Below are 24,218 nucleotides of genomic sequence, written 5' to 3'. Positions count from 1 at the left end.
CCACTTTTCCGAAGGAGCACTTTTCCCATGACCTCAGTTCGCAAGACGATGCGCGCGCGCATCACCTCCGGCCCCACCTTCTGGATGGCCGGCGCGCAGGACGCGCTCTCGGCGCTGCTCGTCGACCAGTCGGGCTTCGACGGCATCTTCACCACGGGCTTCGGCATCTCGGCCTCGCTGCTGGGCCAGCCCGACGTGGAGCTGTACACGCTGACCGAAAACGTGGGCGTGGTGAACCGCATCGCCAACGTCGTGAAGAAGCCGATCTTTGCCGACGCCGACACCGGCTACGGCAACGTGATCAACGTGGCGCGCACGGTGCGCGAGTTCGAGAAGACCGGCGTGGCCGCGATCTCCATCGAAGACCAGTTCAGCCCCAAGCGCTGCCCCGCCGCCGCCACGACGATGCCGCTGGTGCCGGTGCGCGACGCCGTGGCGAAGATCCGCGCGGCGGTGGATGCGCGCCAGGACCCCGACTTTCTGATCGTGGCGCGCACCGATGCCATCGATCCGTCGGAGGCGACCGACCGCGCGTGCCAGTACGCCGAGGCCGGCGCCGACCTGATCCAGCCGATCTCGCGCACCTTCAAGGGCTTCGAGGACCTGGTGAAGCTCAAGGAGGCCACGGGCCGGCGGCTGTCGCTGCAGCTCATGCAGGGGCTGTGGATGGCCAAGCTGAGCCGCGCGCAGATCGAGTCCGTGGCAGCCTTCGCGACCTACCCGATCGTGACGCTGATGAGCACGGTGCATGCGCTGCAGGCCAACCTGCAGGTGCTGTCGGAGCGCCGTACCGGCGACGTCGACGGGCTGCCGAGCGGCCAGACGACGATGCCGGCGTTCAAGGACTTCATCGGCTGGAACGCCATCGAGGAGCGGCAGGCGTACTACGAGGTGAAAGCCGACGAGGTGGAGCCGGCACTGAAGCGCGCCGCCTGAAGCGACATGTGCAGCGGCGGGTGCAGCGGCACGCACAGCCGCGCATGCAGGCCCTGACCGGGCGGCGTCTCAAGTTCGAGCCGCCCGCCATGCGCCTGCGCGACACGCTGCACGATCGCCAGGCCGAGCCCCGCGCCGGCCGCGCCGCTGCGGTCGGCATGGCCGCGGCGAAAAGCCTGCTTGAGCGCTTCCGCCTCGGCCGGGTCGATGCCGTCGCCGTGGTCCGCGACCTCGACGATCGCTTCTTCGCCTGACACGCGGGTCGACAGCGTGACCGGCGCCCGGCCATGGCGCCAGGCGTTCTCCACGAGGTTGCCGATGGCCCGCTGCATCGCCTGCGGGCGCAAGGGCAGCAATGGCACGCCGCCCAGCTGCAAACTGACCGGCCGGCCGTGATCGGCACTGGCCTCGGCCAACGAACGCGCCAGGTCGTCGAGCGAGGCCAGCGCCAGCCGCTCGTCTGCGTCGCCGCGCGCAAAGTCGAGGAACTGGCCGACGATGGCGTCCATCTCCTCCACGCTGCGCGTCATGCTGCTCACCAGTTCGGGCTCCATGCGGTCGCGCACGATCTCCACGCCCAGGCGCAGCTTGGTCAGCGGGGTGCGCAGGTCGTGCGAGATGCCGGCCAGCATCAGCGCGCGTTCGCGCTCGGTCTGGCGCAGGCTGCCGACGAGCTGGTTGAAGCTGCGGCTCACGGTGGCGACCTCGGTGGGCCCGTCTTCGGGCAGCGGCGCCGGCTCCTGGCCCCGGGCCAGAGTTTGCGCGGCTTCCACCACGCGCACCAGCGGTCGGTTGAGCCGGCGCTGGAACCACAGCGCACCGGCCAGCGCGAGCAAGGCGCTGCCGATCGACACCGCCACCATCGCACCCGTGAACTCGCGCGCGGGCAGCACGCCGGGCATCACCACCCAGTGGTCGCTGCCGTCGAGCGTGAGCCGCAGCGCCAGCCCGCCGTCGGTCTCGCGGCGCCACACCGCCTCGACGCCCTGGCTGGCGACACGCGCCGACACCGAGCGCACGAAGCCGCGCTCCAGCGGCGTGAGCAGCACGCGCGGGCTGACGGCCTGCTGCTCGCGCGCCTTGTCCGCACGTCCAGCACGATCGGCACGCTCGGCCCGGCCCGCCAGCGCCTGCCGGTTGAACCCCTCCACGAACGCCGGCCGCTGCGCCGGCGGCAGCGCCACCAGCCCCGCGCGGATGGCCGCCACGTTGCGCGCCACGCTGTCGGCAATCTGGTCGAGCCGCGGCTTGATGATCATCTCGCGCAGCAGCAGGCCGCCGCCGATCTGGCCCAGCGCGATGAGCGTCACGATCAGGAGCGCGTTGCGCCCGAACAGGCTGCGCGGCAGGAATTTCATGGCACGAACAGGTAGCCCACGCCCCACACGGTGCGGATGTGGCGCGGCTGGGCGGAGTCGGCTTCGATGAGCTTGCGCAGGCGCATCACCTGCACGTCGATGCTGCGGTCGGTGGCCTCGTGCGCGCGGCCGTGGGCCAGCTCGATGAGGCGCTCGCGGCCCAGCGGGCGGTTGGCATTGAGCGCGAGCGCCTGCAGCAGCGCGAATTCGCCGGTGGTGAGGGGCACGTCCTGCATGCCGCCGTCTGCCGCCCGCTCCAGGCGCCGCTCGCCGAGGTGCAGCGTGAAAGCGCCGAAGCGCACGCTTTCCTGCGCCGGCGCGGGCCCGGTGTGCGCGCCCAGCATGCGCTGGCGCCGCACCAGCGCCTGGATGCGCGCCAGAAGTTCGCGCGGGTTGAAGGGCTTGGGCAGGTAGTCGTCGGCGCCCATCTCGAGGCCGACGATGCGGTCGACCGGGTCGCCGCGCGCGGTCAGCATGAGGATGGGAATGGTCTCGCCCTGCGCGCGCAGCCGGCGGCACACGGCCAGGCCGTCTTCGCCCGGCATCATGACGTCGAGCACCAGCACGTCGAAGCGCTCTCGGGCCAGCAGCTTGTCCAGCGGCTGGGCGTTTTCGACGGTGCGCACCGCATAGCCCTGGTCGCCGAGGTAGCGCTGCAGCAGCGCGCGCAGGTCGGCTTCGTCGTCGGCAATCAGGATGCGGGCCAGCGCTTCGGTCATGCGGGGGATCGTAACGGCGCCCGGGCCGGCCGGCCGGGCCCGAAATCATGACAAACGATGACAGGGCCCCGCGTGCGCGCTCACGGATTGTCATGAACCGGCCCGGCGCCGCCATGGCTGGCTCACACCTCGCGCCCACAGTCGCTGTCATGGCTTCGCACGGTGCGCGGCCGCTACCGCAAAGGAGTTCCGGACATGAAGCGCGTTCTTTCCCCGTCGACCTTCGCCATGCTGGCGGGGGCCTTGTCGATCACGGCCCTCATGACGCTCTCGGCCACCGAGGCCGCCGCGGCCAGCCGCCATGTCGTGCGGCCCGATGCCGCGGGCGGCACCACCGCAAGCAACATGCGCGGCATGCGCGGCCCCGACGGCGGCTATGCGGCGCGCGCCGGCACCACCTCGGTCAACCCCGACGGCTCGGCCAGCCACCGCAGCGGCTTTGCGGCCTCCGGTGCACGCGGCAACGTGGAGAGCAGCGGCAGTGCGACACGCGATGCGTCGGGCAACGTGACGCAAGGCCGCAGCACCACGGCCACCAGCGCCGCCACCGGCAACAGCGTGCAGAGCAGCACCAGCTACAGCAGCGGCACCGGCCTCACCCACAGCGCCACCTGCTACAGCGCGGCCGGCGCGGTCATTCCCTGCCGCTGAGCGAAAGGCACCGCCATGACCACCCGCCACGCCCTTCTGCTGGTGCTTGCCACCGCCTCCTTCACCGCCTGCGCGCAGGCGCCCGATGCCGGCCGCGTCGAGCAGATGCGCAGCGAACTGCACAAGCGCTTCGGCGCCGCCGACGCCAACGTCGACGGCCGCCTCACGCGCGACGAAGCCCGCGGCAAGATGCCCTGGGTCTACCGCAACTTCGACGCCATCGACAGCGCCCATGCAGGCAGCGTGACGATGAACCAGATCGAGGCCTACGCCGCGACCCAGCAGCGCAACGGGCGGCAGAAATAGCATGTCCTTCGATGTGCTTCGCGAATCGATGGGGCCGGGCATTGCCGTCTGGCTGACCGCCCTGCTGGTCTTCGTGCTGGCCGCGGCCACGCTCGAAGGGCTGGTGCAGACCTTTGTGCGGCACCGGGCCTACGACTGGCGCGCCTACGGCGCCTCGCTGGCCGATGCCGTGGGCCGCCGCGCGGTCGATGCGCTGGGGCTGTCGATTGCCGCGCCGGTGCTGGCCTGGGCGCATGCCCACCGCGTCGACACGATTACGCTGTCCACACCCGCCGCCTTCGCGCTGCTGTTCGTGGGGCAGGAGTTCTGCTACTACTGGTACCACCGCGCGGCGCACCGGGTGAGATGGTTCTGGGCCACGCATGCGGTGCACCACTCGCCCAACGAGCTGACGCTGGCCGCCGCGCTGCGCCTGGGCTGGACCGGCAAGCTCACCGGCACCGCGCTGTTCTTCGCGCCGCTGGTGTGGCTGGGCTTTCCGCCGCTGGCGGTGGTGGCCACGCTGGCCGCCAACCTGCTGTACCAGTTCTGGCTGCACGCGCCGTGGATGCCGCGCCTGGGCCCGCTCGAATGGGTGCTGAACACGCCCACGCACCACAAGGTGCACCACGCGTCCAACCCCGAGTACCTGGACCGCAACTACGGCGGCGTGCTGATCGTGTTCGACCGGATGTTCGGCACCTTCGCCGCTGAGCGCGAGGACGTGGCGATGCGCTACGGCCTGACCACGCCGCTGCGCACGCACAACCCGTTGCGCATCGCCTTCCACGAATGGGCGAACCTGGGCCGCGACCTCTGGAAAGCCCGCGGCTGGCGCGCGAAAATCTCCACCCTCTTCGGCCCTCCGGGAGCTTCTTCATGACACGTCTTCTTCGGATCTGCGCGGCCTGGCTGGGGCTGCTGGCCTTTTTTCCTGCAGTGGCGCAGCAACCCGGCGCACCCGCGACACCTGGGACACCCGCCGGCATCCGCCGCATCGCCGACCTGCCCTACGGCCCCGACGCGCGCCAGCGCATGGACGTCTACCTGCCCGCGAACGCACACGGTGCGCCGGTGCTGGTGATGGTGCACGGCGGCGCGTGGATGTTCGGCGACAAGGCGGCAGCCTCGGTGATCGACCTGAAGGTCGAGCACTGGGTGCGCGACCAGGGCTTCATCCTGGTGTCGGTGGGCTACCGCTTCGTGCCGCAGGTCGACGTGCTGCAGCAGGCGCAGGACGTGGCGCGCGCGGTGGCCACGGCGCAGGCCAGCGCGCCTTCGTGGGGCGGCGACGCGGGCCGCTTCGTGCTGATGGGCCACTCGGCCGGCGCGCACCTGGTGGCGCTGCTCGGCGCCTCGCCCGACATCGCGCGCCAGCAAGGCGCGCGCCCCTGGCTCGGCACCATCGCGCTCGACAGCGCCGCGCTGGACACCACGGGGCTCATGCGGCGGCGGCACATGAACTTCTACGACCGCGTGTTCGGCAGCGACCCCGCGCTGTGGCGCGCCGTCTCCCCGACCGACACGCTCGCGCCCGGTGCGGCGCCGGTGCTGCTGGTGTGCTCGACGCAGCGGCGCGACGGGTCGTGCACGCAGTCGCAGCAGTTCGCGGCGCGGGTGGCGGCCACCGGCGGGCGCGCCGAGGTGCTGCCCGAAGATCTTTCGCATGCGCAGATCAATGCGGAGCTGGGGCTGCCGGGCGGCTACACCGCGGCGGTGGATGGGTTCGTGCGATCGGTGGGGGCGCAGGGCGCGAAGGCCACCACGGGCGCCCTGGGCGCCCAGGGCGCGATCGGCAAGCCGCAAAGCTAGCGAACTAGGATGGAGGGCATGCCGAAGCAGCCCTCCTCCGATTTCTCCCAGCCTTTCTTCGAACTCGACAACGCGGAGCGCGACAGCGTCGGCCTCGACCCGGTGCCGCCGCACTGGGCGCGCGTGATGTTCAAGGACACCGTGGCTTTCTTCGACGGCGACACGCTGCGCAAGTTCTTGCGCGCAGGCGCCGACGGGTACCTCGAAGTCGACACGCTGCTCGAAACCCGCGAACGCGCCTTCCTGCTGCCCAAGACATCGCGCGGCAAGGAGCGCAAGATCTCCGCGGCCGTGCTGCTCATGACGGAGCGCGCCAACGGCCGCTGGTTCCAGGCCTCGTTCATCGGCGAGCGGCTGAAGGAATCGGATGTTTCCGCGCTCAACACGCGCAACATGCGCGCCATCGATTTCTGGCAGGACGGCAGCCTGCACAACCACGCCGAGCTGCGCGTCTACCTGCGTGCGCGGATGCAACGCATCTCCGATGGCCTGCACCAGGAGATCGCCGAGATGAAGTCGGCCCCGCGCCAGCAGCTGAAGTACCGCCCCGGCGATGTCTTTCGCTTTCGCATCGACGACACGCGCTACGGCTTTGGCCTGCTGCTGGGCAGCCTGAAGGAGATTCGCACGGCCGGCCTGCTGCCGCAAGACCACCCCTGGCACTACGTGATGTCGGTGCCGCTCATCGTGCGATTGTTCGACGGCGCATCGGCCGACCCGCACCCCAGCGTCGAAGCGCTGTCGGCCTGGCCGCTGCTGCCGGCCCAGACCATGATGGACAACCAGCTCTTCTGGGGCGGGTTTCCGGTCATCGGCCGCAAGGCGCTGGTGCCTGGCGACATCGACTTTCCCTGCGGTGTCGGCACGGCGCCGACGCAGGAAGGGCATGCGTTCTTCTACTGGGGATTCGGCTGGCACCGGTTGGCGGATGCAGCGATCGGCGACGAAACCGACAGCGGCATGGGCATCGGCATGCTGGACCGCACGCCCCTGCAGGAAGCCTTGGCGGGCCGCGTGCCGGGGCGGCCCTGGGAGTTGCGGCACCCCGAGCACGCCGCCACGTTCAAGCGGGTGCTGGCCGAGATCGGGTGCGACGGCGTGGCGGACTATGCCGCGTATGCGCAGTGGGCCGGCAGCCTGTCGCCCGAGGCCTTCATCGCGCAGATGCAACCGGCGGAGCCAACGCCCAAAAGCAAGCCAAAAAGCAAGCCCAAAGCCAAGCCCAAGGCCAAACGCGCACCCAAGGCGAATACCTAAGCCAGCTGGCTCGCCAGTTCCTCCAGCGCCTCGCCCACCGGGCGTTCGACCTTCAGCGTGAGCAGCTCGTCGGCCCGCGTGCGGCCCAGGTTCACCGCCGCCACGGGCTTGCCCGCCGCAGCCGCTGCCTGCACGAAGCGGAAGCCCGAATACACCATCAGCGACGAGCCGGCCACAAGCACCGCATCGGCCGCTTCCAGTGCCGCGAAGGCCGCGGTGACGCGCTCCTTGGGCACGCTTTCGCCGAAGAACACCACATCGGGCTTGAGCAGGCCGCCGCAGTGCGCGCAGGCGGGCACGTCGAAGGCGGAGAAGTCGTGGCCTTCGAGGTCGGCGTCGCCGTCGGGTGCGGCGCGGGCTTCGAGCGCCGCCCAGTGCGGGTTGCGTTCGCGCAGCTCGAGCTGCAGCGCCGCGCGCGGCATGCGCCGTTCGCAGGCCATGCAGCGCACGGTATCGATGCGTCCGTGCAGGTCGATGGTGTCTCGGCTGCCGGCGGCGTCGTGCAAGCCGTCGACGTTCTGTGTGAGCAGCAGGCCCACGCGGCCCGCCTGCTCCATCTGCGCCAGCGCGCGGTGCGCAGCGCCGGGCCGCGCACCGGCCATGGTCGGCCAGCCGATCAGGCTGCGCGCCCAGTAGCGGCGGCGCGTCGAGTCCTCGCCCATGAAGGCCTGGTAGGTGACGGGCGACGGACGCTTCCATTCGCCCTTTGCGTCGCGGTAGTCGGGAATGCCCGATTCGGTGCTGCACCCCGCGCCGGTGAGCACGAAGAGCCTGGGGTGGCGGGTGGCGAAGTCGGCTAGCGCGGCGGGCGCGGTGCGCGCGGGGGGATTGGCGGACATGCGGCCAGCATAAGTCGGCGGCCCGATTCCTGCTAAAGGCCTCGTTCTTATCCGTCTGCGGAGAACGCCATGACATCCTTTCGCCCCACGCGCCGCGGTGCGCTGCACATCCTGGCCGCGGGCGTCGCCTCGGCCGCCCTGCCCGCCTTCGCCCAATGGCCCGACCGGGCGATCAGGATCGTCGTGACCTTCCCGCCCGGCGGCTCCAGCGACGTGCTGGCGCGCGTGATGGCCGAGCAGTTGGCCAAGAAACTCGGGCAGCCGGTGGTGGTCGACAACAAGCCCGGCGCGGGCGGCACCATCGGCGGTGCGCAGGTGGCCGCGGCGGCGGCCGACGGCTACACGCTGATGCTGTCGAACACCACGCCCATCGCGCTCGGGCCGTTCACGCTCGACAAGCAGCCCTACGACCCGGTGACGGGCTTCACCCACATCGCCTACCTGGGCGCGGCGCCGCTGGTGGTCATGGCGAGCAAGCCGTCGGGCCTGAAGACCTATGCCGAGTTCGAGGCGATGGCGCGCAAGGACGGGCGCATGGACTTCGGCTCGGGCGGACCGGGGTCGATCGGCCACATCCACGGCGAGCTACTCAGGAAGACCACCGGGATCAACATGGTGCACGTGCCCTACCGCGGCGGCGCACCGATGACCACCGACCTGATCGCCAACACCATTCCAGTGGGCATCGACGTGATCACCGCGTACGTGCCGTTCTTCAAGAGCGGCCAGCTGGTGCCGCTGGCGGTGACGGGCACGCAGCGCTCCCCGCTGATGCCCGACGTGCCGACGATGGTGGAGCTTCACCAGCCGAAGCTGGTGCTGGAGAACTTCTTCGGGCTCTCGGGCCCTGCGAGGCTGCCGCCGGACGTGGTGGCTCGGCTCAACACCGCGTGCAACGAGGTGCTGGTGATGCCCGAGATCCAGCAGAAGCTGACCGAGCTGGGCATCGTGGCCAAGCCGGAATCGGTGGCGATGTTCAACGGCTTCGTGAAGGAGCAGGTCGACGTGCTCGGGCCGACGGTGAAGGGCGCGGGGATCAAGCTGTAGACCGGAACCCGAGCCCGGCCACCAACTCCTGCAGCCTCAGAGGCGAACGCAGACCGCCTGCCGCTCCTGCAGCACCGCCTCCTGCGCGAACCGCAGGCGGTAGGCGCCGACGATGCGCGTGATGGCCGCATCGTCCTTCTCGCTGCGCGGATGCACCAGCACGACGATCTTGGAACGCTCGCGCACCACACCGCCCTGCACGCCCTGCACGCCACTCCACTGGCCGGTGGCGTCGATCACCGTCAGGCCTTGCGGAAAGGCCGGCGTCACGTTCTCGTCGAGGAAGGCGCCCCATTCGGCGTCCGAGACCTGGCCGCCAGCGGGAATGGCGCGGCCGAAGTAGAGCGTGTCACGCTCGAAGGCCTCGAAGCCGCTGCCGCATCGGCTGGCGGCGACAGTCGCCGGCGGCAAGGCGCCGCACCCGGCGAAGGCAAGCACCGTTGCGGCGGCCATCAGCGAGAACGAGGTGCGTGCCATGGCGCGGTGACCGCTCAGGCCTCGGGCGCGATCGCCTCGGCGTACTCGTAGAGCGCGCCCAGGATTTCCTCGGCGCGCTCGTCGGCCTCTTCGGACAGCGCATCGACCTCGCTGAACAGCATCTCGATGGTGCGCGCCCCGCCCTCGCCCTTGAACAGCCGGGCCACGCGCAAGGATTCCCAGCGCTCGGTCTCGTCTTCGTTGAGCAGCTCGGGCCAGTTGCGCGCGCGGTAGCGGAACAGGATCTCGTCGAGCCGGCCGTCGTCGAAACCGGTGCGGTCCTTGGCCAGCTCTTCGGGCGACAGCGCGCGCAGCTGGTTGAGGCGGCGGCGGTCGGCGTTGCCGACGAAGCCGCCGTAGAGGTCTTCGTCGACGTCGGGCGCGGCCTCCTTCGGCCGGGCGTACACCTGCGACCAGATGGCGCTCATGTCGGGCAGGTCGCGCGCGATGGCGGCGTGGCGCATGGCGGTGTCGAGGTCGATGTTCCAGCGCTCGGCCATGGCCGGCGCCAGCGTGCGCAGGTTGCCCACCACCATCGGCGACTTGTTCAGGTGCACGCCCTTCATGGGCAGGCGCACCACGCCTTCGGGCAGGTCGGCGGTGCGCGTGAACAGGCGCAGGCGCAGCGTGTCGGCGTCGAGGTCGCGCAGTTCGCTGGGGTCGTGCGCGAGGTCCCAGGCCAGCAGCTCGTTCTTGTTGGTCGGGTGGCTGGCCAGCGGCCACATCACGGCGATGCAGCCGCGCTCGACCGGGAACATGCCCGACACGTGCAGGAAGGGCTTGGCGGTCTCGCGCATGGCCGGCAGGCCGAGCTCGCTGGCCACGCGGTCCTTCTTGTGCAGGCTGAAGGCAAAGTCGAACAGCTTGGGCTGCTTGTCGCGAATGAGGCGGGCCAGCGCGATGGTGGCGCGCACGTCCGACAGCGCATCGTGCGCCGATTCATGCAGCAGGCCGTTGGCGCGCGCCAGGTCTTCGAGCTTGAAACTGGGCTTGCCGTCTTCCTTCTTCGGCCACTGGATGCCGTCGGGGCGCAGCGCGTAGGTGAGGCGCACCACGTCGAGCAGGTCCCAGCGGCCGCAGTCGTTCTGCCATTCGCGCGCATACGGGTCGATCAGGTTGCGCCAGAACAGGAAGCGCGTGACCTCGTCGTCGAAGCGGATGGTGTTGTAGCCCACGCCGATGGTGCCGGGCTGCGAGAAGGCCTTCTCGATGTGCGCGGCGAACGCGTGCTCGGGAATGCCGCGCTCCAGGCACACCTGCGGCGTGATGCCGGTGATCAGGCAGGCCTCGGGGCTGGGCAGGTAGTCGGGCGCGGGCTTGCAATAGACCATCAGCGGCTCGCCGACCTCGTTCAGCTCGGCGTCGGTGCGGATGGCGGCGAACTGCGAGGGGCGGTCGCGGCGCGGCACGGCGCCGAAGGTTTCGTAGTCGTGCCAGAGAAAGGTGTGGTTCATTCAGAGCAAGGGTGAAGACAAGCGCGCAATGGCATCGCCGAGGCGACGCCAGAAACTTTGGGGCCGGTTGGCGCGCACCGCGCCGGCGCTGTGCAGGTCGGTCTCGAACTGCGCCGCCAGCGGCCGGGCCAGTTCGGGACCATAAACCACCGCGCACACCTCGAAGTTGAGGCGGAAGCTGCGGTTGTCGAAATTGGCGGTGCCGATCATCGCGCAATGGTCGTCCACCACCAAGGTCTTGGAGTGCAGCATGCGCGCCTTGTACTCCCAGACCTTCACGCCGGCGGCGATCAGCTCGTCGAAATAGGAGCGCGCGGCGGCGCTCACGATGGCCGAGTCGCTGCGCCGCGGCACCAGCAGGCGCACGTCGACGCCGCGCAGCGCGGCGCTGGTGAGCGCCATGAGCGCGGGCTCGCCGGGCACGAAGTACGGCGTGGTGAGCCAGGCGCGCGTCGTGGCCGAATGAATGGCCTCGACGTGCATGCGGTGGATGGCTTCCATCGCGTTGTCGGGGCCGCTGGTGACGATCTGCACCGGGATGTCGCCCGCCTCCAGCTGCGGCAGCAGCGCGTTCAGCGTGTCGTCCATGCCGCGCGGGTCTTCGCCGGTGGCGTAGGTCCAGTCCTCGAGGAAGGTGGTCTGCAGCCAGCGCACCGCGCTGCCCTCGATGCGCAGGTGCACGTCGTGGTACGCGTCGGGATTGGTGCGCTTGTCTTCCTCGTCGGTGATGTTCACGCCGCCCGTGAAGCCCACGCGGCCGTCGCACACCACGATCTTGCGGTGGGTGCGGTAGTTGGTCACCGGGCGCAGGCGGCGGCCGATCTTGGTGTCGTGGAACAGCGCCAGCTTCACGCCCGCCTCGAGCATCGGCGCCATGAACTTGCGCCCGATGCGCTTGGAGCCCAGCGCGTCGATCAGCAGGCGCACCGTCACGCCCTGCCTTGCGCGCTCGACCAGCAGGTCGCGCAGCGCGGTGCCGATCTTGTCGGGCTCGAAGATGTAGTACTCGAGGTGGATGTGGTCCTGTGCGGCACGCACGGCGTCGAAGATGGCGTCGAAGGTGCGCGCGCCGCCCGAGAGCAGCTCGACGTCGACCGCGCTCGACACCGGCAGCCCGCAGGTCGCCGTGCCCAGCCTGGCCATCTGCTGCAGCGCCGGCGGCGCGTTCTGCGCGGCGTCGCGCAGGCGCGCCACGTCGGCCTGGGCGAAGGCGCTGGCGCGGCTGCGCAGGCGCTTGAGCCGCTGCTTGCGCAGGCGCTGCGGCCCGAGGAAGTAATAGATGACGAAGCCCGCGAACGGCAACAGCGCGAGCGACAGGATCCAGCTCATCGTGGACACCGGCGCGCGCTTCTGCATCACGATCCAGATCGACAGCACCGCGATGTAGCCGCTCCATGCGAGGGAGAGGCCGGTCTTCCATTCGGGGCTGAGGACGGGGAGGATCAAGGCAAGAGGGAGCGAAAAGGAGCGAAGGGGAACGAAAGGGAGCGAGAAGGCGGTCGAAGTGGCCGCGCCCAAAGAAAAAGGCCGGCAGCGCGAATGCTACCGGCCTTTTCAGGCGCTTTCGAGGCAGGCCGGCGGCCTTATGGGCCGCGGCTCGTCCGGTTCTCTCAGCCCGTGGCGGCTTCTTCCGCTTCGGGCTTCGACTTGCCTTCCTTCTTCGGAAGCGGCTGGATGTCGAGCAGCACTTCGTCCTTGTCGTCGAGGTCGACTTCGAGGCGGCCACCGTCGGTCAGGCGACCGAACAGCAGTTCGTCGGCCAGTGCACGACGGATCGTGTCCTGGATCAGGCGCTGCATCGGACGCGCGCCCATCAACGGATCGAAGCCCTTCTTCGCCAGGTGCTTGCGCAGCTTGTCGCTGAAGGTGACTTCCACCTTCTTCTCGCTGAGCTGGGTTTCCAGCTGCAGCAGGAACTTGTCGACCACGCGCAGGATGACGTTTTCGTCGAGCGCCTTGAAGTTGACGATGGCGTCCAGCCGGTTGCGGAATTCGGGCGAGAACAGGCGCTTGATGTCGCCCATTTCGTCGCCCGCCTGGCGCGGGTTGGTGAAGCCGATGGTCGCCTTGTTCATGGTCTCGGCGCCCGCATTCGTCGTCATGATGATGATGACGTTGCGGAAGTCGGCCTTGCGTCCGTTGTTGTCGGTCAGCGTGCCGTGGTCCATGACCTGCAACAGCACGTTGAAGATGTCGGGGTGCGCCTTCTCGATTTCATCGAGCAGCAGCACCGAGTGCGGCTTCTTCGTGACGGCCTCGGTCAGCAGACCGCCCTGGTCAAAGCCGACGTAGCCCGGAGGCGCGCCGATCAGGCGGCTCACCGCATGACGCTCCATGTACTCCGACATGTCGAAGCGGATCAGCTCGATGCCCATGATGTAGGCGAGCTGCTTCGCGGCTTCGGTCTTGCCGACGCCCGTGGGGCCGGAGAACAGGAACGAGCCGATCGGTTTGTCGCCCTTGCCCAGGCCCGAACGCGCCATCTTGACCGCCGAGGCGAGCACTTCGAGCGCCTTGTCCTGGCCGAACACCACGCTCTTGAGGTCGCGCTCGATGGTCTGCAGCTTGCCGCGGTCGTCGTTGCTGACGTTGGCCGGGGGAATGCGCGCGATCTTCGCCACGATTTCCTCGACTTCCGTCTTGCTGATGGTCTTCTTGCGCTTGCTCGGCGGCAGGATGCGCTGGGCGGCACCGGCTTCGTCGATGACGTCGATCGCCTTGTCGGGCAAATGACGGTCATTGATGTACTTGGCGCTGAGCTCGGCGGCGGCCTGCAGGGCCGCCACGGCGTACTTCACGCCATGGTGTTCCTCGAAGCGCGACTTCAGGCCCTTCAGGATGTCGACGGTTTCCTGCACCGACGGCTCGACCACGTCGACCTTCTGGAAGCGACGCGACAGGGCCGCGTCCTTCTCGAAGATGCCGCGGTATTCCGTGAAGGTGGTTGCGCCGATGCACTTGAGCTGGCCGCTGGACAGCGCCGGCTTCAGCAGGTTCGACGCGTCGAGCGTGCCGCCCGAGGCTGCGCCCGCACCGATCAGGGTGTGGATTTCGTCGATGAACAGGATGGCGTTCGGCTTGTCCTTGAGCGACTTGAGCACGCCCTTCAGGCGTTGTTCGAAGTCGCCGCGGTACTTGGTACCGGCCAGCAGCGCGCCCATGTCGAGCGAGAACACCTGCGATTCGGCCAGGATCTCCGGCACGTCGCCCTGCGTGATGCGCCATGCGAGGCCTTCGGCGATGGCCGTCTTGCCCACGCCGGCCTCACCCACCAGCAGCGGGTTGTTCTTGCGCCGGCGGCACAGGATCTGGATGACGCGCTCGACCTCGTACTCACGGCCGATCAGCGGATCGATCTTGCCGTCCTTGGCCATCTGGTTGAGGTTCTGCGTGAACTGCTCGAGCGGCGATGCCTTCTCGTTGCGTTCGCCGCCGCCCTCTTCGCCCTCGCCCGAAGGCGCTTCGCCGGTGCCCTTGACGGCTTCAGGCGGATCGCTCTTCTTGATGCCGTGGGCAATGAAATTGACCACGTCCAGGCGGGTGACGCCCTGCTGGTGCAGGTAGTACACGGCGTGCGAGTCCTTTTCGCCGAAGATCGCGACCAGCACGTTGGCGCCGGTGACTTCCTTCTTGCCGTTGCCGGTGGACTGCACATGCATGATGGCGCGCTGGATCACGCGCTGGAAACCCAGCGTGGGCTGGGTGTCGACATCATCGGTACCCGCCACCTGGGGCGTGTTGTCCTTGATGAAGTTGGTGAGCGACGCCCGCAGGTCGTCGACGTTGGCCGAGCAGGCGCGCAGAACTTCCGCGGCGCTCGGGTTGTCCAGCAAAGCGAGCAGCAGATGTTCCACGGTGATGAACTCGTGGCGTTGCTGCCGGGCCTCGACGAAGGCCATGTGCAAGCTGACTTCCAGTTCCTGGGCAATCATGTGATTTCCTTTTGCCTTGCTGTAAATAAGTTCTCAGATGGGTTGGAGCTTGCGCAATTCAACTGGTTCATGCAACCGGTTCGCTGACACATTGCAGCGGATGCCCGGCTTGCTGGGCCGCTTCCATCACCTGGTTCACCTTGGTGGCCGCCATGTCGCGGGAATAAACCCCACAGACGCCGCGGCCATCGAGGTGGATCTTGAGCATGATCTGGGTCGCGGTTTCGCGATCCTTGCTGAAATATTCCTGCAGCACGACGATCACAAACTCCATCGGCGTGTAGTCGTCGTTCAGCATGACCACCTGGTACATCTGGGGCGGCGCAGTTTTCTGCGGCCGGCGCTCCAGGACGACCGAATCTCCGTCATCGCCCGCCGGTTTCTGCGCCGGCGGGGTGTTTGGAGTTTTTGGAATTCTCGTTGCCATGAAAAAGATTCTATAGAGCGTGCAAGCGGCGTGCCGACGCCAGAGGACTTGGTGGCGCGTATTCGACAAATCAAGGGCCTTGCGTCGTTGCCGACAACAGAAATTGCACATAAAAAAACCGGCGCGAGGCCGGTCTTTCATATATTGCGCAGCACCCGCGCCTTGGGCGCCGGCAATTTTTTTCCTGGCGGACGTGCCGGCGCCGGTAAATCGGGCGGCAATGCGTCGATTTCCGCGTCGCTGAGTTCGCGCTCGGGAGCTTCCGGAGCAACCGTGGACGCCGGCGGCGCGGCTTTTGGTGTTTCGAATCGACGCACCTGCTCGGTGGTCGGCAACGCAACCAGCATTCTTTGCGGCCGCGCCACCGGCGCCGGCGGTGCCACCACCAGCGGCACCGGGCCGCCTGCGTTGCCCCGCAAGGCCTGCCACTCCTCGCGACGCAGCGTGTCCTGCCCGGCCTGCCATCGTTGCTGTTCGCGCGCCTGCTCGCTCCAGTGCGCCGCCTGCAGCTTTCCCAGACGTTCGAACTCCAGCCGGACGGCTTGCTGCACCCATTGCGGCACGCACAGCGAGGCCAGTTGCGTGTCGCGCTCGGCCTTCTCGCGGGCCAACTCGAGCGTCCACCGCAGGGCCTCCAGCTGCGCGGTCGCCCTGCGCGTGTAGACCCACGCCCCCAGAACAGCGCCCAGCGCGCCGACGAGGAAGCAGACGATCGGCAAGCCGAGCGACATGCCGTGCATCAAGCGACCTCCCCTTCGGCATCCCTTTTGGGGTCCCGTTCGCCGTCCCGTTCACCCTCCCATTTGCGCAGCAGATCGAGCGGAATCGCGTCGGCCACCTCGCAGAAACGCCGGCCGATCATGCGTTCGGCTTGCTTGAGCAGGACCGCGACCGGGCTGCTGGGCTCGTAGATTTCAAGCCATTCGCGCGCGACCCGGAGGCTGTCGCGCACATCTTCCCGCCACGCGACGCGCACGCCAGCGCCATCGGACGTCGCGGGTGTGATCGGCATCGCAGGGGCACCGAAGCTCTCGAGCGGATGGGCCGGTTCGCCGACCCTCTCGCTCACTGCTCGTTCGACCGGATCGAAAAGTTGCAATAAAACCACCAACGGCTTCAGCGAAGGCGCGTCCTGGCCCAGGTGGGCGGCGGACCACACGGCAATCCGTCGTGCGGCACGCGACGCCTCGGCGAGTTGCCGCACCGGGGCCGAGGCATCGGAAGCCAGCCGCAGTTCGTCCAGTTGTTGCGCCATCGAATCGGGACTGGGAGCATCGAGCGGCCGAGGCACGGCCCCGGCGCGTTCCACCTCGCGAACGGTCAGGTGGCGGGCGGCGTTCGCTGCGACCACGATGTCGCGTACGTCGCCCAAGAGCCCGTCCGGGTCGGCCAGCGCCGCGAGGGCATTGGCACGAACGGCCGGATCGCGCTCGCCTTCCACGACCATTTGCGGGTGAATGGCATCGGGCCAGGTCTGCAAGACTTCGGCCAGCGCGACCAGCGATTGCGCAAGCCCCGCGGCCTGGGCAAGCCGCGTGCGGGCCCTGCAGAGCCAGATCAGCAGGTTGATGTCCCAGGTCCGCAACAGCAGGCGCCGGCAGTCGCGCTCGATCTCCGCCCAGTTCGGCGCCTCCGGCGTGCCGACGAAGTCGCCGTACTGGGCAACCCCGCGCGGCAGCATGCGCGACAGCAGCACGGCGTACTCGGCGTCGTATTCGAGACTCGGACCGCAGGGCGTGTCGGCGCTGATGGGATGCAGCCAGTCCGGCACGGCGTCGTGCGGCATGCGCAAACGGGAAATGGGCGAGGCGTTGGAAGGGACGGCGTGGGTCATGGTGATGCGAACGAAAAAACTCAAACTGCCGCGGGCGCGGCGTCGCGACAGCGGGACCCGACGTACTGCTCGGGTTCGAAGACCATCCCGACGGTGTAGCCGCCGGCTTGCGCGGCGCCTTTGCCGGCCGGATCGGCCCCGCTGGCTGGCCCTGCGCCTTCGGCCCCGCCGAGCCAGGTCGACCAGCCCAGCTTCTCGGTGTCTTCCAGCCGCGCGGGCGGCGTGCTGTCGTTGCGCACGCGCAGTTCGACTTCCCAGACGAACTCGTGTCCCACGAAGCCGCGCACCCACTCGACGAGCAAAGGCAGGTCGCGCCCCTGCGGCGTGAAGCCCAGGTACTGGTCGAGGCTAAGCGGCCCGAGCACCAGCCGGAACTTGTTCTGCCGGTCGGCCACGACCTCCCCGGCGATCGCGCCCACGCCCATGACGCTGGAGGCCCGCGCCTGGCCCAGATGGCTGCGGTCGTCCGAATCGATGCGGATCCAGTGGAGGACGAACTCGTGCAACTGCACCGGCACCGCGAAAAATCGCGCGAGCGTGGCGGCCAGCCCATCGGGGTTGCGGGCCTCCCGGCCCAGGTGCGTCGATGCCGCAAGGCGCGCATGGGCGGGGAGCACCGAATCGCGGATCTCCAGCGGGTCGTGCCCCGTCAAGCGGGCGACATAGCCGCTGAAGACCTCGTCGTTCATACGATCGAGCCCCGCGGCGGCCTGGCTCTGCGCCCACGCCCGGTAAATGTGCGTCAGGTAGCGGTGATGGAACAGGTCCAGGAAATCCGCGAGCGTCGTGTCGTTGTGGTTCTCGCTGCGCTCGCGCACCATCTCGGTGTAGTGCAGCGGCAACGGGCCGTTCGGTCCGAGCATGCCGAGACCGTAGACGCGCACGACGGGGAGCCTCGGGTTGTTCCCCGAGCGGGGATTCGCGGCGCCGGGCACTTGCGCGCCCCCTTCGCCCGGCAGCACGGCTTCGGCGATTTCGCGCGGCGCAAAGGTCAGCGCGGCCGCCTGCCCCAGGCGAAAAGACTCTTGCTGGGGACGGCTCGCCAGCCCTATCGGTGGCTCCTGTGCATGCTGCGCGCCAAGCCGGCGCAGCAAGGCGAAGAAGCCGAACTTCCATGGCGTTCGGCGTAGCCGCTCAAGCATCGGCATCGGCATCGGCATCGGCATCGGCATCGGCATCGGCATCGGCATCGGCATCGGCATCGGCATCGGCATCGGCATCGGCTGCGGCTGCGGCTGCGGCTGCGGCTGCGGCTGCGGGACAGCATCGCGCTTCAATGGGGTGTGCCCTCATCGAGACCGGCATCTGTGCGCGTCGAGCCGATGCGAACGTGGCTGTCCGGCGACAGCGCGTGATGCTCGCGCCGCGTGAGGCCAGGCAACGGGACCTTTGCGTCGCGGGCCAGTTCAGGAGCGAACAAGCTCAGCACGTCCTCGGGTTCCGCTGCATCGAGCAGGCCGGAGTGCGCCAGTGGCTCGAACTCTTCGATGATGCGATCGATGCCTTCACGCGGCAGCAGGATGTCGCGCAGCAAGGCGTAAGGCTCCGCCTGCCTCTGGAGGTCGTCCAGCGAGGGGGCCGGCTCGCCGCCCGTCGCCAGGAGGCCCTCCCAGTCGGTGCGTCCGGCAAGCTGACCGGGGTCGCGCACCACCCGGACGAACTCGTCATGGAGCTCGTCGAGCAAGGTCAGCGGTTCGTCGGATCTGGGCAGCGGTGCTTCTGGAGAAAGAACAGGTGCGGCATGCGGTGTAGTTTGCGCTGACGAGTCCATCAATGCCGAAAGGACGTCTTGCGTTGAACGCCCCCCCGCGCCCGAGACGCCCAGCATCCCGAAAGGACTCGGGTGCATTGCCATGCCGGCACCGTCTTCGGCGTGAGCGGCCAGCTCGCGCAGGTCGAAAGCCGATGGCTCCTGTGCGATCGGCCCCTTGCTGCCGGACGCCACGGGCGTCGGATCCTCGGAGGCTTCGCCCTCCCCCCGCTCCACCACGAAACGCAGCAGGCCGAGTTCCAGTGAGTCACCCTCGGCGATGGGAACCGACCCGCCCCCGGGAACGCGTTCGCCGTTGACCACGCACGTCAATGTGAAGCTGCCGTTCAGCAGTTGCCAACGCCCGGCTTCGATGTTCCAGGCGACGCGGCACATGTTCGCCAGGCGCCACTGGGCGTCGCTTTGGCGTTCGCCGCAAAGTTCGAGGGCGTCGGCCATGCCGGCGCCGGCCGCGGGAATGCGCAATGCACCGCTGCGGGCATCACCCGCGCGATGCGTCAGGCGAAGACGCAAGGGCGGGATCTCGCCGGAGCCGGTGGACGCCCCAGGTCTGTTCATGGTGCTCATGGCATGCCACCCCACAATTTCTGCAAGCAGTTGGCTGCGCCGACAAAACGCCCTTGCGCATCCTGCTGCCAGAACGCACTCTCGGCGCGCGCGTCGCTCAAACGCTGCGGCCAGTCGGACCACGGCAGGTAACGAACCCCATGGAGTCGCGCACCGAGGTCGTCCTGCAGCGACGGGCCGGCCCAGTGATCGAGCAAACAGACGGCGCGATGGGCCTGCTGCACCTGTTGAGCCTGTCGGGCCTGTCGGGCCTGTTGCACCTGTTCCGCCTCGGCGTCGTCGCTCCGCCGTGCGCCCAACACCCCGGCCTGCGCGCGCCACAACGCCTTCACCGTACCTTCCATCGCTGCAAGATTGGCGCGGCCTTCCACCTGCGTATGGCGGGCTACCGCGCGAGCCAGCCAGAACTGCCAGTCGCACGGCTGCCGAAGCTGCGCTTCGAAATGCCGCAGCACCCAACGCGGCTGGGCCTTCTGGTACACCACCAAGGGGTGATGGCGCCCCACGCGGTCGATCGACGGCGCGATCACACCCAGCACGAAGCGCCGACGCGCAAACGCAAGCGTCCCGGGTGGCAGGACGAAAGCGGCGGGCAAGGCCACCGCCTTGGCGCTGGCATCGACGCCTGCGCTGTGGCTTTGCTCGTCGAGCCAGCCCGCCCATGCTTCCAGCTCGCCATGGCGCACGCCGCTGCGCACGAAGTCTGCGTGATCCGGCAGCTTCCCCCAGATGGCAGGTGCCGTGATGCGCCAGCCATCGATCCATCGGGGCCACATGGCTCAGGCCGCCCTGCCGGGACAACGGAAGCCCTTGAGCACGTCGCTGTTGAGCGGATTGGGCTGGCTTCCGGAATTGATGTCGATCAGTGCCTTGCGGCCGTCGAAGGCGTACTCGACGCTCAGGCGGCCCGGCGTCGCGGTGTTCACGATGCGCCCTTTTTCGAGCAGGCGAAAAAGCGCCCACGGCCCGTTCGTCAGGATGGTCGAGGTCGCTCCCGAGATGCGCGGATTCGCGGTGATCTCCGCCATCGAGCCACCCCGCGGTCCCGGCCAGTTCACGGACAAAGGCTGCACCGGGCCGTGCACGTAGCGTTGGCCCTGCCCGTCGATGTCGAGAACCAGGTCCGTGATGCCGGGTTCGAGTTCGAGCACGCGCACCTCCATCTTCCAGGCGAACTTCTTGCCGCCCGCGTCGCGAAAGAAGAGATCGCGGATCTGCTGCGCCCGATAGAAGGCGTCGAGGTTCGGACCGCTGCGGGCCAGCAGCTGGAGCAGCTCGCCGAGCAGTGTCGGGCCCGTGGTGGCGGGCGCCGGCGCCACGCCGAGGGCCGCGCCCTCTGCGCCGACCATGGCGTTCGCGGTGTTCGGATCCTTGTAGCGCCATGGGCGCACGCTGGTGTCGACGTATGCGGCGAGGTACTTGTTGAAAAACTCGTCGGCAGCGCCGCCGACCGCGAACACCTGGGTGAAGTCCTCGATGGACGCGTCCTGCGCCACCGCCACCAGCGGATAGCGCCCCTCCACGCCCCGCTTGCAAGGCTCGCTGACCTGCATCGCCATCAGGCCCATGATGCGGTCGAGTTGCAGTTGCGCCTGGTTGCGCAGGATGCCCGCCGAACCCTGCACGACCTTGTCGCTGCCGCTGGTGGCCAGTGCGCTCAGCACCTCGCGAAAAGGCGCCGGGAGTTTCCCGGCCTCCAGCTTCAGGCGCGCGCCGACTTCTGTCCCGCCGGGCGGCAGGCTGCCGGCCGCGAGTGCCGTGTCGGCGACGACCAGCAAGGTATAGAACTCGTTGACCAGGCCGGAGATCGATTCGAGACCCGCCTTGGCCCCTGCGGCGCCGGTGCTTGCCGCACCGATGTCCGGTTGGCCGGTCACGACTTCGCGCAACGCCGCGAAGCGGTTGTCGACGATCTGTTTCTCGAGCCGCTCCTCCGCGCGAATGCCGAGATTCCTGCCGAGGGCGTTGGTCTGCTTGTTGAGCTCGTCCGTGGCCTTGTCGAGAAAGCCCTTGTCCTCCTGCGCACGAACGGCCAACGGGCGAGACAGCGTGGTCTCGTGTGCGGCCGCGCGCGCCAACCGTGCCAACGGCGAATCGGGCGCGGCGAATTGCCGCAGCACATTCAGGTCGAAGCCGAGACTGGTGCTGTTGGTTCCGGTCGTGCTGTTGCTCGCGGTGGGGTCGCTGCCGCTGACGGTGCGAATCGATTCGAGGAAAGCTTCCCAGTGTCGCGCGTACTCCGCCAGATACTGCCGGCGGATGTCCTCGAGCAAAGGATCGTTCTGCAGCTTGCGGGCGGCCTCGTCCACCCATTGCGCGGCCTTCGCTTGGCCTCCCGCGACGCCGGCGACGATGCCGCCGCGCCCCATGACCCAGGCATCGTCGTCCAGCGCCCGGCCCACGAACTCCGGCAGGCGCCTGTTGAAGACGTCGTGGTAGCCGTCGTAGGTGAAAAGCCCGGGCACGCCTTTCTCGAGCGGCAGGCCGCCGGCCCGCGAGAACACCGTGCCGGCCTGCGGCCCGACCGCCCGCACCAGCGTGAATTCCTGCGGCGCCTCGGGCAGCATGGCGGCCTTGGCCCTTTCGTAGACGCGCTGGGTCGAGGTATTGCCGTTGAGGAAGTCCTGCACCGAGCGCACCAGCGCTTCGTTGGGCAACGAGCCCGACTGCACCGGTCGCTCGCCGGAAAAGAGCGCCGCCACGTGATCGATCATGGAGGCGCGGCCGCCGAAGGCCGCGGCGCTGTCCGCGTTCTCCCAGTCCTTGAGCACCCAGTTGCGCACGTCGCGCGCGCCGCCCTTCATGTAGCGCTCTCGGTCGTGCAGCAGCTTGTAGACGCGCAGGGTCTCGTAGGCGGTCTTGGCGTCGCCGTCCTTCACACTCTGCGCCAGCACGGCTTCCAAACGCTTGAGGATGGTCGGCAGCAGCATGTGGTCCTGCAACCGCGCATAGGCCTCGCCGGTCGCGCCCAGGATCGGGGGTGCTGTGTACAGACCATAGAGAAAACTGCCGGGCGGGTTGTCGAGATCGAGGCCGGCATAGCCCGGCAGCTCGCGGGCCCCGTTGAGCACGTCGGGAACGCTCGCGGGGTTGAAGTTGGCGAACAGCGTGCGCACCTGGCCGGCAAGCACTTGCGCGCGCTGGCCCACGGTGTCCAGGTAATGGCGGTTGTTGCCGAAGCTGAGTGCCAATGCGCTGGCAAGCCAGAGAAAAAGCACCACGAACAGCGCATGCCCCGCCAGCCGCAGCAGCCGGAAGCGGAACTCCCAGCGCAGGTTCGGGCGCACCAGGTGCGCCTCGGGAATGATCACCCTGGTCAGCACGTCCTGCAGAAAGAAGCCTTGCTGCCCACGCGTCGGCGCCGAGCCGGCTGCCCTTCGGGGCAGCACACCGAGGCTGCGCTGCAGCCGCTGGAACAAGGTGCCGGGGTCGGCCGGCAAGTCCGTGTCGGCCTGCGCACCACTGGTGAAATAGACGCCGCGCAAGGTGTCGTGCAGTTGCGTCCGGTCGAAGCGTGACGCCAGGAAGATCTCGTCGAGCATCGGGACCAGCGGACCCGCCAGCCCCGCCAGTTCCTGCGGCAGGGCGAACAGCCGCTTGCGGCGCTCGACGTCGAACTCTTCGTTCAGGCGCGTGCGCAATCCGGCCGCGAGCCGCTCCTTGAGCAACGCGAGCTCTGCCTGCATCTGCGCGCGCAATGCTTCGCGCCGTTCCACGGCGGCACGGGAGCTCTTCATGCCATGGAACGGCAAGGTGAAGCCCCAGGCCTGCGTGCGCCCTTCGCTGGTGAGCGACTGGAAGTACTCGCTGAATCCGCGCAGCAGGTCCATCTTGGTGACAACCACGTACACGGGGAAACGGATGCCCAGTTCCTCGCGCATGTCGGCCAGCCGGTCGCGCACCATGCCCGCATGTTCGGCGCGCTCCATGGCCGTCATGGTCAGCAGTTCGGCCGCATTGAGCGCCACGATCACACCGTTGAGCGGCGCGCGGGTGCGGTGCTTGCGCAGCAGGCCCAGAAAGCCGCGCCACTCGACCGGGTCGGTCACGGGATTGCTTTCCTGCGTGGTGTAGCGGCCGGCGGTGTCGATCAGCACGGCTTCGTTGGTGAACCACCAGTCGCTGTGCAGCGTGCCACCTTCCGACTTGAACACCATGCGCCTGGAGGCATGGCCCATCTGGCGCGCCAATGGAAACTGCAGCCCGGCGTTGAGCAAGGCCGTGGTCTTGCCGGCGCCCGGGCTGCCCAGGATCATGTACCAGGGCAACTCGTACAGATAGCGTTTGCCCTCGAACACGCGGCGCAATCCGCCAGCGCCGCGCAAGCCCTTGAGCTGCGCCAGGGCGCGGTTGACGGCCGCGGTGACCGTCTTGATCTCCTCCTTGGCCGTATCGTCCTCGCCGGTGTCGCGGCCGAAGTTCAGGAACCTGGCGAGCAGGTCTTCGTTGTTGCGCAGGGCCTGCCACAACCTGTAGAGCCAGTAGAGCACGCAGGCCAGCAGGATGGCCGCGATGAAGGCAGCGCGCAACCAGGCCGGCGCCAGCGGCTTGGCCGCGCCGACGGCCAGCAGCGGCCCGGCGTGCCACACCAGCAGGCAAAGTGCGGCAATGCCCACCAGGCTGTACGGCCCCGAGACCAGCCAGAGGATGCCGAGCACCAGCAGCAGGACGATGAAGATGACCCGCACCCCGACCGCGGCCAGCGGGCGCAGCCCGTCGATGGCAAGCAACGGTCCGATGAACCAGATCGCCAGCGCCAGCAGCGCCATGGCGGCAAAGGCGAGCATCTGCCGGGAGAAGAGAAATGCCAGGAACTGTTTGAGGTATTGCATGAAAAGCTTCCTTGGCTGCC

General features: G+C 68.5%; 21 protein-coding genes. 7 read left to right on the top strand and 14 right to left on the bottom strand.

Translation table 11 applies throughout. The features are described 5' to 3' along the window. Positions 1-27: 27 nt before the first annotated feature. Positions 28-936 carry an isocitrate lyase/PEP mutase family protein gene (locus BM013_RS00435; RefSeq protein ID WP_093121443.1) on the top strand — a complete coding sequence of 303 codons (909 nt, stop codon included), beginning with the start codon at positions 28-30 and terminating at the stop codon, positions 934-936. Here the strand turns inward: BM013_RS00435 and BM013_RS00430 are convergent. Next, entirely contained in the window at positions 885-2,294 is a 1,410-nt protein-coding gene (locus BM013_RS00430) for an ATP-binding protein (RefSeq protein ID WP_093121440.1), read from the bottom strand. The two genes, BM013_RS00435 and BM013_RS00430, sit on opposite strands and share 52 nt — an antisense overlap. After that, positions 2,291-3,013: an osmolarity response regulator transcription factor OmpR gene (gene ompR / locus BM013_RS00425; RefSeq protein WP_093121438.1), complete on the bottom strand. Its 723-nt coding sequence runs from the start codon at positions 3,011-3,013 to the stop codon at positions 2,291-2,293. The genes BM013_RS00430 and ompR overlap by 4 nt, the downstream gene beginning before the upstream one ends. A 195-nt stretch (positions 3,014-3,208) precedes the next feature. Here ompR and BM013_RS00420 point away from each other — a divergent pair, with 195 nt between their 5' ends. From BM013_RS00420 to BM013_RS00400, 5 genes are read left to right on the top strand one after another with little or no spacing between them, the layout of a single operon-like run. After that, on the top strand, positions 3,209-3,664 hold the full coding sequence (locus BM013_RS00420) for a hypothetical protein (RefSeq protein WP_256221327.1): 456 nt from the start codon (positions 3,209-3,211) through the stop codon (positions 3,662-3,664). Positions 3,665-3,679: 15 nt separating this feature from the next. Continuing rightward, positions 3,680-3,970, top strand: coding sequence for an EF-hand domain-containing protein (locus BM013_RS00415; protein WP_093121435.1), 291 nt, complete (start codon positions 3,680-3,682; stop codon positions 3,968-3,970). A 1-nt stretch (position 3,971) separates the two neighbouring features. Next, complete coding sequence (locus BM013_RS00410) at positions 3,972-4,832, top strand: sterol desaturase family protein (protein ID WP_093121434.1); 861 nt, start codon at positions 3,972-3,974, stop codon at positions 4,830-4,832. Beyond that, positions 4,829-5,761, top strand: a complete 933-nt coding sequence (locus BM013_RS00405; RefSeq protein ID WP_093121433.1) for an alpha/beta hydrolase — start codon at positions 4,829-4,831, stop codon at positions 5,759-5,761. The genes BM013_RS00410 and BM013_RS00405 overlap by 4 nt, the downstream gene beginning before the upstream one ends. Positions 5,762-5,779: 18 nt before the next feature. After that, a complete protein-coding gene (locus tag BM013_RS00400) occupies positions 5,780-7,018 on the top strand; it encodes an immunity 26/phosphotriesterase HocA family protein (RefSeq protein WP_177225393.1) in 1,239 nt (412 codons plus the stop codon). Here the strand turns inward: BM013_RS00400 and BM013_RS00395 are convergent. Then, complete coding sequence (locus tag BM013_RS00395; protein ID WP_093121430.1) at positions 7,015-7,857, bottom strand: NAD-dependent protein deacetylase; 843 nt, start codon at positions 7,855-7,857, stop codon at positions 7,015-7,017. The two genes, BM013_RS00400 and BM013_RS00395, sit on opposite strands and share 4 nt — an antisense overlap. A 69-nt stretch (positions 7,858-7,926) precedes the next feature. Here BM013_RS00395 and BM013_RS00390 point away from each other — a divergent pair, with 69 nt between their 5' ends. Then, entirely contained in the window at positions 7,927-8,904 is a 978-nt protein-coding gene (locus BM013_RS00390; RefSeq protein ID WP_093121429.1) for a Bug family tripartite tricarboxylate transporter substrate binding protein, read from the top strand. 36 nt (positions 8,905-8,940) lie between these two features. Here BM013_RS00390 and BM013_RS00385 read toward each other — a convergent pair whose 3' ends face one another. The 11 genes from BM013_RS00385 to tssM all read right to left on the bottom strand — a co-directional run bounded on the left by BM013_RS00385 (position 8,941) and on the right by tssM (position 24,198). Then, positions 8,941-9,381, bottom strand: a complete 441-nt coding sequence (locus BM013_RS00385; RefSeq protein ID WP_093121428.1) for a DUF3574 domain-containing protein — start codon at positions 9,379-9,381, stop codon at positions 8,941-8,943. Positions 9,382-9,395: 14 nt separating this feature from the next. Further along, on the bottom strand, positions 9,396-10,835 hold the full coding sequence (gene sbcB / locus BM013_RS00380) for an exodeoxyribonuclease I (protein WP_093121426.1): 1,440 nt from the start codon (positions 10,833-10,835) through the stop codon (positions 9,396-9,398). Further along, a complete protein-coding gene (cls, locus tag BM013_RS00375) occupies positions 10,836-12,281 on the bottom strand; it encodes a cardiolipin synthase (RefSeq protein ID WP_093121424.1) in 1,446 nt (481 codons plus the stop codon). 164 nt (positions 12,282-12,445) lie between these two features. Beyond that, positions 12,446-14,767 carry an ATP-dependent Clp protease ATP-binding subunit ClpA gene (gene clpA, locus BM013_RS00370; protein ID WP_093121422.1) on the bottom strand — a complete coding sequence of 774 codons (2,322 nt, stop codon included), beginning with the start codon at positions 14,765-14,767 and terminating at the stop codon, positions 12,446-12,448. 67 nt (positions 14,768-14,834) lie between these two features. Then, positions 14,835-15,194 (bottom strand): ATP-dependent Clp protease adapter ClpS, encoded by a 360-nt coding sequence (clpS, locus tag BM013_RS00365; RefSeq protein WP_070060554.1) that lies wholly within the window; start codon positions 15,192-15,194, stop codon positions 14,835-14,837. A 137-nt stretch (positions 15,195-15,331) separates the two neighbouring features. After that, complete coding sequence (locus BM013_RS00360) at positions 15,332-15,934, bottom strand: hypothetical protein (RefSeq protein ID WP_093121419.1); 603 nt, start codon at positions 15,932-15,934, stop codon at positions 15,332-15,334. Beyond that, positions 15,934-17,028, bottom strand: coding sequence for a type VI secretion system protein TssA (locus BM013_RS00355; RefSeq protein WP_256221326.1), 1,095 nt, complete (start codon positions 17,026-17,028; stop codon positions 15,934-15,936). The genes BM013_RS00360 and BM013_RS00355 overlap by 1 nt, the downstream gene beginning before the upstream one ends. A 20-nt stretch (positions 17,029-17,048) precedes the next feature. Continuing rightward, positions 17,049-18,182: a type VI secretion system baseplate subunit TssG gene (gene tssG, locus BM013_RS00350; RefSeq protein WP_371279625.1), complete on the bottom strand. Its 1,134-nt coding sequence runs from the start codon at positions 18,180-18,182 to the stop codon at positions 17,049-17,051. A 119-nt stretch (positions 18,183-18,301) separates the two neighbouring features. Beyond that, complete coding sequence (locus tag BM013_RS00345; RefSeq protein WP_093121417.1) at positions 18,302-19,366, bottom strand: TagK domain-containing protein; 1,065 nt, start codon at positions 19,364-19,366, stop codon at positions 18,302-18,304. Further along, entirely contained in the window at positions 19,363-20,142 is a 780-nt protein-coding gene (gene tagF, locus BM013_RS00340; RefSeq protein WP_093121416.1) for a type VI secretion system-associated protein TagF, read from the bottom strand. The genes BM013_RS00345 and tagF overlap by 4 nt, the downstream gene beginning before the upstream one ends. Positions 20,143-20,145: 3 nt before the next feature. Next, a complete protein-coding gene (gene tssM, locus BM013_RS00335) occupies positions 20,146-24,198 on the bottom strand; it encodes a type VI secretion system membrane subunit TssM (protein ID WP_093121414.1) in 4,053 nt (1,350 codons plus the stop codon). Between the last annotated feature and the right edge of the window lie 20 nt (positions 24,199-24,218).

Origin of the sequence: Variovorax sp. OK605 (assembly GCF_900115445.1) — a bacterium.
Lineage (GTDB): Bacteria > Pseudomonadota > Gammaproteobacteria > Burkholderiales > Burkholderiaceae_C > Variovorax.
Note: the sequence above shows the minus strand (reverse complement) of the source record. Positions and strands in the feature narration are given on the sequence as shown.